This is a genomic window from Parabacteroides sp. HGS0025 (assembly GCF_000969845.1).
Lineage (GTDB): Bacteria > Bacteroidota > Bacteroidia > Bacteroidales > Tannerellaceae > Parabacteroides > Parabacteroides gordonii.
In genome coordinates, this window is record NZ_KQ033902.1 from 2,064,207 (window position 1) to 2,078,135 (window position 13,929).

Sequence of the window (13,929 nt, forward strand, 5' to 3'; positions counted from 1 at the left end):
CTGCTTGCTGACAGGGTAAAGGTTTGTCTGACAGGTAGGATAGGAATTGATTGTAATTTAGATTAAAAATTAAATAAGCCTGAAAACAAGGAAGATGGTGGAAACAGTTTTCGGAGGAGGAGGAAATAAACAATGAAAAGACAAAATGTATTTGTTGTTTGGTTGGTATGGCTGATAGGAATGATGTCTCCGGTTGTGGGATATGCAGTAGAGGTTAGTAATGAAAGTGGATTAAAGAATGCTATTGCTAATGGTGGGTATATTAAGTTGACGGCCAATATAGATTTAGGAGGTACAATCACAATCTCAAAAGATGTTGAGTTAGACTTGAATGGAAAAACGATTAAATATGCTAAAACGTTCCAATCAATAACTGTATTTTCTATTAGTAATGGTTCTGTGACGATTGAAAATGGTACGATTCATTCGGAAACAGGAACAAAAGAAGCTGTAGGTATTGATCTTTTAGGAGGAAAACTGATTATTAAGTCTGGGGAAATTTATGCAAAGGCGACAACAGGACATGCGATTTCTGCAAGAGTAAAAGGAGGGACTTTATCAATGGAAGGAGGAGCATTACAATCTACTGCTACTACAGGTTATACTGAAACTTTAAAGATAGAAAATGGAACAATTTCTTTAAAATCAGGGACAATCAGTGGTAGTGATTGGACGAGTGGAAGTAAAGCAATTGTTTCCAATCTCTCTTTGGATAAAATACTGGTCCAAGGTTATGGTGCATATAAAGGAAATCTGTTACAATCAATGACTGACACAAATGTAAATGGCACTGTCGAAATCAAACCAATCACTTACAATTTTAATTGTGATCTGAACGGTGGAACAATCACGTCGGGTACACAGCCAAGTCCAACCTACACTGTTGAGTCTCCCGATATTACATTGCCGACTTTGTCTAAGCGACATTATGAATTTTTAGGGTGGCGTTATGACCTTTCCGATGTAGAACGAGTGGAACCAACTGTTACGATAAAGCAGGGAACATCATTCAGAGATAGAAGTTTTACGGCTCAATTCAAACCTGTCGACTATCCGATAGTTTATGAACGCAACGGCGGGCAAAAAGAATCAAATAATCCGGATACATATACTGTGGAGACAGTTTTTACTTTTGAAAGGCCCATAAAACCTTTCTATAAATTCGAAGGTTGGTTTGACAATGGGAATTTCAGTGGTTCTCAAATAACAGAATTGAATAAAGATTTTTACGGTAACCCTTTACGCCTTTACGCCAAATGGAGCCCGGAACCGTATGAGGTGGATTTTTATGATGGGGATACGAAATATCAGATATACGACAATTATACACGCGATATAGAGAAGGGTATACCGGTTTTGCCAAAGCCGGAGAAACAAGATCGTGTTTTTACAGGCTGGAAGCAAAAGGATGGAACATTGGTTGAATCTGTTTCTCCCGGAACTGAAAGTATGAATCTATATGCATCTTGGAAATTGATTGAATTTACAATTCAATATGATCCCCAAGGAGGGCAGATGGATCGACCGTCAATTCAGTACACATCAGACAAAATAGGTGGACTCACATGGCTTGCCGGAGAATCGGTATGGAAAGAAGGATATGCGTTTAAAGGTTGGTTCCCCAATACAGAATATAACGAAGATGAAAGAATTACAACCTTCCCGATAGATAAAAAGATGGGGACAACTTCTTCAACGGATGAATCAAAGGTGACAATCCGGCTGTATGCAAAATGGGAAGAGGCTAACTATGATATTTTGTTTTTACCAAGAGGTGGAAGTGCCGTACATAGTGAAGAGTATAGTTTGGAAAAAGGTGTAAAGGAATCTGAAATGCCTGAGACGGAAAGAAGAGGTTGGGAGTTTTTGGGTTGGTTCGATCAACCTGAAGGAGGAAACAAGTACACCTCAATTGCTCCACAATCAGGATCAGATAAGAAAAAGATAACTCTTTATGCACATTGGAAAGCTTATGATTATAAACTTGCTTATGTAACAAATGGTGGAACTCTTCCTGCTGATGCCAAAAAGACATACACCGTGGCAGAGGTTGTTACACTACCTGAGCCGAAGAAAGAACATTATGATTTTGTCGGATGGTTCACCGCGAATGAAGGGGGAACGAAATATATGGAGAATGTGTTTTATTACGAAACCGGTGATAAAACCCTTTATGCCCGATGGACACCGAAAATATATCATTTGTCGTTCGTAACGAATGGCGGTTCCGAAATCAAGGGTAGTTTCCCGTTTACGTATGGACAACCGATTGAAATAGATAAGCGTACTTATAAGACGAACTACGATTTTGAAGGTTGGTTTGTGGATGCCGGTTTTACTAAGCCGTATGATAAAAATACATCCGGAAGTATTGGCGGCGACCTCACCTTATACGCCAAATGGGGACCGAAGCACTTCAAGATCCATTACGATATGTTTCACGGGGAAGAATTGCCCGATGATACCTATACGACAGAAGAATCGAAACAGTTGCCGACGAATGCTATCCGTCCCGGATTTACATTTGCCGGTTGGTATGCCGACGATATGTTGACGGTGGGACCTGTAACGAAGATTGAAAAGGGTGAATCGGGCGACAAGACATTCTATGCCACCTGGAAACCTGGTTATATGGTTCGCTTTACCCAACCGGAAAACGGAAAGATCGAGGTAAAGCGGAGAGGAGACCTGTTGGTTTCGGGCGACAAGGTCGGGGAAGGCGTGGAAATCACGATTACGGCAACGCATACGGATGCGAAGTATGGCCTGAAAGCCTTGTCGATCGGTGGAAAGACATACACCACCAGCCCCCAGACCATCAAAATGCCTGCAAACGACTTGTATATCTCCGCCATCTTTGAAGATGCGCGTACGGCAGCTTCCGCGCCGGAGATCATCACCGACCCGGAAAACACCGACAATATGCTTACGGGAACAGTCGTGAAAGTAACTCTCAAAAAGACGGATGAAAACACGACACTCTATTATTCGATCAGTGACAGTCCGAAACGGCTTTATGAAGAACCTTTCGAGGTGAGCACCGATGCAAAGCAACTCATTACCCTGAAAGCATTTGCAGTCAAGGAGGGTTATAAAGACGGAGTGACCGTGCGGGATATGGGATTCGGTGTGAAGAAGCTACTGGTTACCTTCGATTTGCCGGCTGGCATTACCGCTATCAATCCGTTGGGAGGTGAGGTGGTTTCGGCAATCGCTTCCGGAGGTGCGTTCGAATTCTCTTTAGAAGTAGACAGGAACTATTTCCAGTCGTTGGATTCGATGACCGTATTAGCAAACGATTCCGTATTGACGGCAAACGCCAACGGCATTTATCGCGTGGAAGGCGCTTCCAAGGATGTGAAGATTACGGTGAAGGGATTGGAAAGCGTGACTTATACAGTTACTTTGGAACAAGCAGCGGAGGGAGGTCATATTCATTTTACGGAAGACGGTAGCGATGGTTCGCTTACGTTGCCTTGTTCTAAGCAGATTTCGGTAACGGCCGTGCCCGACCTGAACTATAAGTTCGGAGGTTGGAAGAACGGAAGCCAGGCCAATCCGGGCATTTTCACGATAACGAGCGATACGACATTGGAGGCTGTCTTTGTGCCGGATGCCAAATATTTCACGATTACCCTTCCTGTATTGGAAGGTGTGGCGGTCAAACCGTTGTCCGGTTATTCGACCGAAGTACTGCAAGGTGGTAAGTTCCATTTCTACCTGCGTTTTGCAGATGGATATCATGGGGAGAATCTGATCGTCAAGGCGAACGGAGTGGAGTTGACGGCGAATGAGGAAGGTGTGTATAGCCTGTATCGGATTGCCGGGAACTATTCCATCTCGCTGGAAGGAGTCGTGAAGGACAGTGTGAAATTGAAGTTGGCAGAGCATGTATCAGCCGTTGACATTGCGACGGCGACGGATGCGATGAAAGCCCGGCTCTATCCGGAGTCGATGATCTCCCTGTTGGCAACGGCTCCTGACGGACAGTATTTCTACAAATGGAATGACGGGAATAGTGATAACCCGCGTATCGTAACGGTTCGTGAGGCTTCCGGATTACTGCCATTGTTCCAGCCGAGATCTGGAAAAGGTGACTACGCCAAGATACAACTCCCGAACGTGGTCGGTGCAGGTGTCGGCGTGCAGGTGGATGTACATTCGGTTGAGGTAGGGGGCAAGATGCCGTTCAAAGTCGTGCTTCTGCCCGGATACAGTCAAAGCGAGGTGAAGGTCATCGCTAACGGCAAGTTATTGGAAGAGGGATTGTCCATGCGTGCCGCCAGTAAAAGTCATACTTTGGTCTATTCTCTTACCAATGTGGAAAAAGAGGTGAAAATTGAAATCGATGGTTTGAAACTTGATACTTACGAAGTGGAATGTTTAATGCCGGAGGGTGGGCGAGCATCGGTCAGTCCTTCCGGAAAGGTGAAATATGGTAGCCGGGTGACTTTCTTGGCTACTCCTGATCCGGGAAATATCTTTGTGAAGTGGGATGATGGGAATACCTTGAACCCGTATCCTTATGCGGTCAATGGGGATGTGAGTTTGCAGGCTGTGTTTATGCGGAGAGATATGGCCGTGGCAAATGAAAATATTCATTTGTCCGCAATACGAATGTATGTTTTGTCCGGCAGGTTGTATGTGGAAACTGCGGAAGATACTTTTTTAAGAGTTTGGGAGTTATCGGGACGGATGCTTTTAGAGAAAAGGATTCCGGAAGGATGTTCTTCACATGCTTTGCCGGAAGGTTGTTATTTGATTAAAGTAGGAAATACGGTAACCCAAAAAATAATTATTCGATAAATTTGAATTAAAGACATATGAGAGCAGTCAGAGTTGAATGATACAAACTCTGGCTGCTTTTTCCTTAAAAGGAAACTTTAATGTATTTTGTTGATGAAATCGGTAGTTGTATTGGTACAAATCTTATCTTTGTGTCGTTCTCGCCTGTTAATAAGGTGGTTAGTTCTTAATTTTAAAGATCGGATATTATGAAAAACTCTTTCTTGACAATGATTTGTTGCCTTATGCCGGCAATATTGATTACCTGTACGGACAAACAGTCTCCGGCAGACATCCCTTCTTCCACTATCTTTTATATGGATAAGCCTGCCGCTTCCTGGTATGAAGCGACTCCCGTCGGCAATGGACGTTTGGGAGGTATGATCTATGGAGGTGTGAAACAGGATACGATACGAACCAACGATGATACTTTCTGGAGCGGCGAACCGCGTGACCTGCAACGGCCGGGAGCTTACAAATGTCTTCCTGAAATACGCCGGCTGTTGCTGGAGGAAAAGAATCTGGAAGCCCAGAAAGTGATCGATGCCAATATGCTGGGGCCCTGGAATCAGAATTATATGCCGTTGGCCGACATCCTGCTCGAGTGGGACGGCGACGGAGACGTCTCGGCCTACAGAAGGGAGCTCGATCTGAACAGGGGAGTGGTTACGATCACCTATTCTCGGAACGGGGTAAACTATAAGCGTGAACTGTTCGCCTCTTTTCCCGACCAGGCCATCGTGATGAATGTCTCGGCAGATAAAAAGAAGGCAATAGCGTTCACAGCCGGCCTGGGAAGCCAGGTTAACCATCAGACGAAGACCGATGGTGACCAGGTAGTGATCAACGGGCAGGCTCCTTTCCATACCGACCCCAATTATACGGGAGTACATTCTCCCGTTTATATGGAGGGAAAAGGCATGCGCTTTGAGGGTCGTTTGCAGGTGAAGCAGTCGGATGGTGAAATGACGGCAGCCGGAGATCGGTTGCATGTGAAAGATGCCTCGTCAGCCACCTTGACTTTTGTGGCTGCGACCAGCTTTAACGGCTTTGATAAAGACCCTTATGCGAATGGCAGGGATGAGAAAGCCGCCTGCGAAAAGTATATTTCCCAATTGAAAACGAAAGAGTATGAAAGCCTGTACCAATCGCATGTGGCAGACTATTCCTCTCTTTTTGACCGTGTCAGTATCGATCTGGGGAAATCACCTGAAGCCTCTTTGCCGATCAACGAACGGATCGCCAATTACAAACCCGGTGACGATCCGGCTCTTACAGCCCTTTATTTCCAGTTCGGACGTTACCTGCTGATCTCGGCTTCCCGTCCCGGATCGCAACCATCGAACCTGCAGGGCATCTGGAATCAGGATATGCAACCTGCCTGGAGTGCCAACTGGACGATCAACTGCAACGCCGAGATCAACTACTGGCCGGCAGAGATCACGAACCTCTCCGAATGTCATGCCCCGATGTTCGACATGATACGGGAAGCATCGGTAGACGGAGCGAAAACGGCCGCAAACTTATACAACTCGCGTGGCTGGGTGGCACATCATAATCTGGATATCTGGCGTACGACCTGGATGGTGGGAGGAACCGGGCTATACTCTTTGTTCCAGGTGGGCGGAGCATGGCTTTGCCAGCATATCTGGGAACACTACCTTTTTACGCTCGATAAAGATTTTCTGAAGAAGAATTATGACCTGTTGAAGAATGCCTCTCTGTTTTATCTGGATAACCTTCAGACAGATAAAGACGGTTACCTAGTAACTATCCCTTCCGAATCGTTTGAAAACGGTTATGTGAAGCCGAATGGAGAAATCGGGTGGGCTTGTGTTGGCTCGGCTCAGGATATGCAGATCGTCCGCGCCCTGTTTGAGAATACGATGAATGCCGCAGAGATATTGGATGACGGGGCATTTAAGGAGGAGGTCGCGAAAGCGTATGCCAAGCTGGCTCCTATGAAGATCAGCCCGCGAACCGGTCAGCTACAGGAATGGAACGACGATTGGGAACCTGCTGATCCGGCCAGCGGACAGGTGGGGCATGGATGGGCTTTTGCCGTTGGCAACCAGATCACGTTGCGCGGCACTCCCGAACTGGCTCAGGCCTTCCGTAAGACCGTTGAGTACCGCCGTCCCGGCTATTCCTATAACAGCGGTAGCTGGACAGGCACTTTCCCGGCAATCTATTGGGCGCGTTTCGAAGAGCCCGACAGCGTGCAACGTGTGATTGACCGTCATTTCGATTTGGCGCTGCATCCCAACCTGACCAGTCTCTTCATGGGCTCCTGGCAAATTGACGGTAACTTGGGTATCACGACAGCTGTCACCGAAATGTTGCTGCAAAGCCATGCCGGCGAGATTAACCTGCTGCCTGCTTTACCGGCCAAATATCCAGACGGTTCCGTTACCGGCCTACGTGCCCGGGGTGGATATGAAGTCGATATTTTCTGGAAAGGAGGGAAATTGACTAAAGCAATGATCAAGGCCGACCGGACGAAAGGAGATGAAACGATCCCGGTGCGGTATGGCGACATCGTTAAATCAGTGAAATTAGCAAAAGGACATACCGTCGTATTGGATGGTTCTTTGGAATAAATAGGATGGAAGGATGTATGGGTCAGAAAGATCCATACATCTTTTTTTATTACATATTGTCAGCTGTACATTTTGACATTTGGGATTTTATCTGTACCTTGCCGTGATATTTTAATACCGGACACCGTTTGACTTAAACGAAAAATTAATATTATACAATAATTAAAACGATTATTTTATGAAAATCCTGAAAACACTATTCGGATGTTTAGCTGGCGCCGCTTTGACTATGAATGTAAGCGCCCAAGAAGTACAAGGATTCGTCCATCAACGTTCAACCGATTACGAATGGCCTGCAGATCAACAGGTTTTGAATAAGCTGGATAAATGGCAGGATCAGAAGTTCGGAGTTTTGTTTCACTGGGGACTTTATTCGGTTCCCGGAATTGTCGAGTCGTGGTCTATCTGCTCCGAAGACGTAGACTGGATCTCCCGCAAAAAAGATCTGACGTACGACGAATACAAGAAGTGGTACTGGGGATTGAAGGACTCCCTGAACCCGACACTATTTGATCCCGCTAAATGGGCGGACATCATGCAGGATGCCGGAATGAAATATATGATTTTTACTACCAAACATCACGATGGTTTCTGTATGTTCGATTCGAAATATACGGATTTCTCCATAGCGAACGGCCCCTTTGGCACTGATCCTCGGAAGGATGTAGCCCGCCATGTGTTCGATGCCTTCCGCCAGAAAGACTTTATGATCGGCTGTTATTTCTCCAAACCGGACTGGCATTGCGAATGGTTCTGGAATCCTTACTTTGCTACTCCTAACCGCCGTCAGAATTATAAGAAAGACCGCCATCCGGACTGGTGGAAGAATTATCAGGAATTTACTTACAACCAGATGGATGAGTTGATGACCGACTATGGTAAGTTCGATATCCTTTGGCTGGATGGCGGCTGGGTAACCGGCGATGATGTCAACTTGGATAAGTTATTGACAAAGGTGCGTACCTCTACCCAGCCCGGCCTGATCTCCGTAGACCGTACGATCCGAGGAAGAAATGAAAACTACCAGACTCCGGAACGCAGCATTCCCGAAACCCAGTTGAATAACCCCTGGGAGAGTTGCATCACGTTGAGTAACGACTGGGGATGGGTTCCTAATGCTCCTTACAAATCACCGACAAAGGTTATCAGTCTGCTGGCTGAGATCACGGCTAAAGGCGGTTGCCTGTTGTTAGGTGTGGGCCCAACTCCGCAGGGAACTATTGAAGAGGCTGTAACCGAACGCCTGCATGTGGTGGGCGAATGGTTGAGAGCCAACGGGAAAGCCATCTATAATACACGTATCACTCCGGTTTATAATGATGGAAATGTCTGGTTCACTGCTGATAAGGATGGCAAAACGATCTATGCCATATATGCATTGCCCGATGGCGAAAACCTTCCTGAAACGATCGAATGGACAGGAAATATCCCTACCGGCAAAATGAAAATGCTGAAAGGAAACAAAACGGTAAAATACATCGGCAAAGACGGTAAAGTAAAAGTCACCCTTCCGAAAGGATTGAAGAACGAACCGGTAGCTTTACAGTTCACATTAAAGAAATAAAGGTTCAATTCAGAATATATTTGAAACAAGCAGTTATTATATGAGTAAAACAACATCTTTAATTATCGGCCTTATCGCTTTTGCGGGACAGGCTATGGCTCAGCAACCGTTGTATAAACAGGCTACGGCTCCTGTTGAAGATAGAGTAAATGATCTGATAGGACGCATGACCGTTGAAGAAAAAGTCGGTCAGCTCTGTTGTCCGCTGGGTTGGGAAATGTACACCAAAACAAAGAATGGTGTAGTCGCTTCCGATCTTTACAAGGAACGGATGAAAGCGATGCCTATCGGTTCATTCTGGGCTGTCCTTCGCGCCGATCCCTGGACACAGAAAACGTTGGAAACAGGCCTGAATCCCGAATTATCGGCTAAAGCACTAAATGCCTTGCAGAAATATGCCGTGGAAGAAACCCGTCTCGGAATCCCCGTATTGTTTGCCGAGGAATGTCCGCATGGACATATGGCGATCGGTACCACCGTCTTCCCGACTTCCTTATCACAGGCAAGTACCTGGAATGCAGAGTTAATGTACCGTATGGGAGAGGCCATCGCTTTGGAAGCACGTTCGCAGGGGGCTAACATCGGTTACGGCCCGGTACTGGATATCGCCCGCGAACCCCGTTGGTCGCGTATGGAAGAAACATTCGGTGAAGATCCTGTGCTGACGACTCATCTAGGTGTAGCCTTTATGAAAGGGATGCAGGGAGACACTCAGAATGACGGTAAGCACCTTTTCTCTACATTAAAACATTTTGCCGCTTACGGTATTCCTGAAGCCGGACATAACGGTGCACGTGCCAATGTCGGTATGCGCCAGCTGTTTTCCGATTATCTGCCTCCTTTCAAGAAAGCTGTAGAAGAAGGAGTAGGAACGATTATGACATCCTATAATACGATCGACGGCGTTCCTTGTACATCCAACAAATATCTGTTGACCGATGTGCTTCGTGACCAGTGGGGCTTTAAAGGATTTGTCTATTCAGACCTTACCAGTATCGAAGGTATTGTCGGAGCAAGGGTGGCAAAAGATAATAAAGATGCCGCAGTTCAGGCATTGAAAGCCGGTCTCGACATGGATCTGGGAGGAAATGCGTATGGCAAGAACCTGAAGAAAGCATACGAAGAAGGCTTGATCACAATGGAAGATCTCGATAGGGCGGTGGCTAACGTGCTCCGTTTGAAGTTCCGCATGGGATTGTTCGAGAATCCGTACGTTTCTCCGGAGCAAGCCAAGCAGTTAGTACGATCGAAAGCGCATAAGGGACTGGCTCGCGAAGTAGCCCGTGAAGGAATTGTCCTGCTAAAGAACGACGGAGTATTACCTCTGAAGAAGAATATCGGAAGCATCGCTGTGATCGGCCCGAATGCGGATATGATGTATAACCAGTTGGGTGACTACACGGCTCCGCAGGAACGTGAAGAAATCGTTACGGTACTCGACGGTATACGAAAAGCTGTCTCTCCTACAACAAAAGTAAATTATGTGAAGGGTTGCGCCATCCGTGACGTAACGGCAAGTAATGTCCCGGCGGCTGTGGATGCAGCCCGTGCGGCAGATGCAGTAGTCCTGGTGGTAGGTGGTTCCAGTGCCCGTGATTTCAAGACTAAATATATAGGAACCGGTGCAGCCGATGTCTCTACCGATGGAAACCAGATCCTGTCGGATATGGATTGTGGCGAAGGATACGACCGTAGTACCTTACGTCTGCTGGGCGATCAGGAGAAGTTACTCGAAGCAGTGGCCGCCACAGGCAAACCGCTGGTAGTCGTTTATATCCAGGGACGTACGTTGAATATGAATCTGGCTTCGGAAAAAGCACAGGCCTTACTCACCGCCTGGTATCCTGGTGAACAGGGCGGTGCAGCCATTGCCGATGTCTTATTTGGCGATTATAATCCGGCCGGACGTATGCCTGTATCCGTTCCCCGCAGTGAAGGCCAGTTGCCTTTGTTCTATTCGCAAGGCAAACAACGTGCTTATGTGGAAGAAGAAGGAACGCCCCTTTACGCATTTGGCTATGGCCTGAGTTATACCCAATTCGATTACAGCGGGCTGGAAATACAGAAGGGCAATGGCAAAGACATCCTGCAAACAGTAAGCTGCACGGTTACTAATACCGGCGATCGTGACGGCGAAGAAGTAGTTCAGCTTTATATCTGCGACAAAGTAGCTTCCGTTTCCCAGGCTCCGATCCTCTTGAAGTCTTTCGAACGTGTAGCTTTGAAGAAAGGTGAAAGTAAGAAAATAACATTTACATTAGGCGAAGAGGAACTATCTCTTTATAATATGGAAATGAAACAGGTAGTAGAACCCGGCGACTTCAAAGTAATGGTTGGAGCCGCTTCGGATGATATCCGGCTGAAAGGGGAGTTTACATTATAAATTTAATTCCCGCTACCGCATACTGAACATTGTTTATTATTAATATTGTATGCGGTAGGGGATTAAGTTACTTCAGGATATACTCGATCGCCTTCTCCATCCACACATCCTGTCCGTTGCGTATCTCTTCATTTGTTGGACGGACTTCAATATCAATATGTATTCCTTTACGTTGACAAATACCCCAATTCGGGTAGTAGGCACCAAGTGCCGTATAGTTAAAACGAGTATTACCCGGAAGATAAAAGTGTCCCACATTACCGTCTGCACCGGCAGTAATACTTCCAATTATTGCACTTTGAGGAGCTTTGCGGTAAGCCATAGCGGAGAACTCACCGTGGCTTTGTGTTCCTTCATTCACAAGAATGGCTACTTTCCCTTTGAAATAATCCGGATTATCTATTCCAACCTTCGATTTGAAAGTAAGTTTATAGTTGCCTGGTGCAGCTTTTTCATTATATGAGAACCACATAAATTCCTGTGGAGTAGGATATAATAAAGGGGATAACGTTCCGAATGCCGACATCCCGGGATATTTTCTCATATCGAGAATAATCCCTTTAGCCTTTTTATTCTTTTGAATGATCTCAGTTATAAGGGGAGCATCCATAGAGGTCACATTGATATAAGCAATACCTTTAGCTTCCGGATTATAGTCTTCCGGATATTTCATCTCGCTTAATTCATGCGGTTTACGTCTCTTGTTCAGTCCGAAGTTCTTTAATTCCAGTTGTACCTCTTTTCCATTACGAATACAAGTAACATTCATTATATTTGTGTCGGTTCGCAAAAGCCAGGGGATAACATTCCTCACTAGCCCCGAATGATTTGAAGCAGGGATATAAGGCTTAAACCGTTCGATAAACTCTTCGACAGTTTCTCCGTTGACAGAGCGGATAATATCCCCTCTTTCCATTTCATAAGTTCGCGTATCTCTTACTACGATATCTCCGCTTTTTGATTCCATTAAAGTAACAGGGATATGGTAGCTATCGTTTTTTCTTTTCAGGATCGTTTTATCCAGATCGGAATAAGGTATATTGACAAAGCCATGAGAATCGTCGATACATGCAGCCAGTTCATTGATGGCAAGTTCGTAATCCGCTTTGCTGCCGGGTGTGACGAACTTAGGCAGAAATTCCTTTATCAGCGAATGCCAGGGCTTGTCGGTCATATCGACATAAGGGAAACAATACTCCATTGCATTCCAAAGCTTGAAGAGTGTAAGGATGCGGAATCCCTGATCTTGCCATGTAATGTTGGGATATCCTTTTTCCCGGTCGAAGGAACCTTGAGAGTATAACTGATAGGGAATAATATAATAGTTGAATTTCTGACTACGTTTGGCATCCCTAATCGTATTTAGTTTTGAGATCAGTTTATCGTCGAACATTTCCCGGTCATTGATCCAGCTCAGATCGATAATGCGTGAATATAGACCGGGGTCATCTATTGTATACGGCTGTACTTCGGTTATTTTTCCATACCGGTCGATCCATTCGCTTAGTAATCTGCTTCTTTGAATCTTGTCAGAAGCATTTGCTATTTGTGGTAATACCCTGAAAAGCTCGTAATCCCAGTTGTAATTTCCCCGGCATACTTCCGGATGATAATATTTGAGAAATCCCCACACCTTGCAGAGCACTTCCAGATTATCCAGCATTTGTGCAGAGGGTTTCGGCAGGACGATGGTTGAACCGATATAGAACCCATTGTCACTCTCTGCTTTAGGAACAAGACCGATCTGCGAGCCGATTGGCTTTTTATCTATTTCCGCCTGCCATCCGCTTATCCATAATTCAATATCTCCTGTAGTAAAGCCAAAGAAACAAATACCTGTTGTTGTGGATGACATTGCTGCTTTAACGGTAAAATCTTCCCACTCCGAGTCACCGGAGCGTTTCTCTAAATCAGTGCCGGTATTCTCCGGTTCGCTATCAATCTTAAGTTGTTGTATACCAAAATATATTGTGGTGCTATCCGCTTTTTTGTATCTGAACTTACCGGAAAATATGATAGAATCTCCTTCGATCATTTCCGTATTGAACCAATAGTAGATCTGATTTATTTTAGTTGTATCCTGTGGTGTATTTACCAGCCGGAGTGATTTCTGATCATTATATAAAACAGTCGAATCTATATTTGCTACCCCATTTGGCACGAACCATCCAGGCTTTTCTTGAAAAGAGATCAGATGGCCTTTTCTCACGGATGGATTATTATTGAACGACATGGATTGGTCAGGACTCATCTCTGAGTGTGTGCAGGCAAAGAGAGAAATCATTAGAAAGAAGAAGGGTAAATAAGTCTTATTCATGACAGAAGATTTATGGGTTGAATAGAGTCGCAATATACATAAATACCCAGGTAAAAGAGTCCTCTTTAAACATTATTATGGAAAACGGATTGTGTAATATATGCCATGATCATATAATCAGCTCGTTATTGTGGTCTTAACAGTATGTTCTCTTCCTCTGTTCCAAAATACGTACTTTTTTTAGAAAACAGTTCCGAATTTGTACTTTGTTTGTCAGGTAGTTATATCGACAACCGGTGAGATCTTGCCTTACTTTGCAAGTGTAAATCTTTATCAAATT

Annotated in this window: 5 protein-coding genes; 4 read left to right on the forward strand and 1 reads right to left on the reverse strand. The window is 45.2% G+C overall.

Annotation, left to right across the window (positions count from 1 at the left end; genetic code table 11):
• Positions 1-132: 132 nt before the first annotated feature.
• From HMPREF1212_RS07870 to HMPREF1212_RS07885, 4 genes are all read left to right on the forward strand, one after another.
• Complete coding sequence (locus HMPREF1212_RS07870; protein ID WP_052724941.1) at positions 133-4,806, forward strand: InlB B-repeat-containing protein; 4,674 nt, start codon at positions 133-135, stop codon at positions 4,804-4,806.
• A 188-nt stretch (positions 4,807-4,994) separates the two neighbouring features.
• Positions 4,995-7,385 (forward strand): glycoside hydrolase family 95 protein, encoded by a 2,391-nt coding sequence (locus HMPREF1212_RS07875; RefSeq protein WP_082099847.1) that lies wholly within the window; start codon positions 4,995-4,997, stop codon positions 7,383-7,385.
• Positions 7,386-7,563: 178 nt separating this feature from the next.
• A complete protein-coding gene (locus HMPREF1212_RS07880; RefSeq protein ID WP_046148989.1) occupies positions 7,564-8,949 on the forward strand; it encodes an alpha-L-fucosidase in 1,386 nt (461 codons plus the stop codon).
• A 40-nt stretch (positions 8,950-8,989) separates the two neighbouring features.
• Complete coding sequence (locus HMPREF1212_RS07885) at positions 8,990-11,332, forward strand: glycoside hydrolase family 3 N-terminal domain-containing protein (protein ID WP_046148990.1); 2,343 nt, start codon at positions 8,990-8,992, stop codon at positions 11,330-11,332.
• Between the two features lie 67 nt (positions 11,333-11,399).
• Here HMPREF1212_RS07885 and HMPREF1212_RS07890 read toward each other — a convergent pair whose 3' ends face one another.
• Positions 11,400-13,649: a S41 family peptidase gene (locus tag HMPREF1212_RS07890; protein ID WP_082099848.1), complete on the reverse strand. Its 2,250-nt coding sequence runs from the start codon at positions 13,647-13,649 to the stop codon at positions 11,400-11,402.
• Between the last annotated feature and the right edge of the window lie 280 nt (positions 13,650-13,929).

Bases quoted from the DNA above. Each gene is read 5' to 3' on its own strand.
- HMPREF1212_RS07870 (WP_052724941.1), top strand. From the start codon at position 133: ATGAAAAGACAAAATGTATTTGTTGTTTGGTTGGTATGGCTGATAGGA.
- HMPREF1212_RS07880 (WP_046148989.1), top strand. From the start codon at position 7,564: ATGAAAATCCTGAAAACACTATTCGGATGTTTAGCTGGCGCCGCTTTG.
- HMPREF1212_RS07875 (WP_082099847.1), top strand. From the start codon at position 4,995: ATGAAAAACTCTTTCTTGACAATGATTTGTTGCCTTATGCCGGCAATA.
- HMPREF1212_RS07885 (WP_046148990.1), top strand. From the start codon at position 8,990: ATGAGTAAAACAACATCTTTAATTATCGGCCTTATCGCTTTTGCGGGA.
- HMPREF1212_RS07890 (WP_082099848.1), bottom strand. From the start codon at position 13,649: ATGAATAAGACTTATTTACCCTTCTTCTTTCTAATGATTTCTCTCTTT.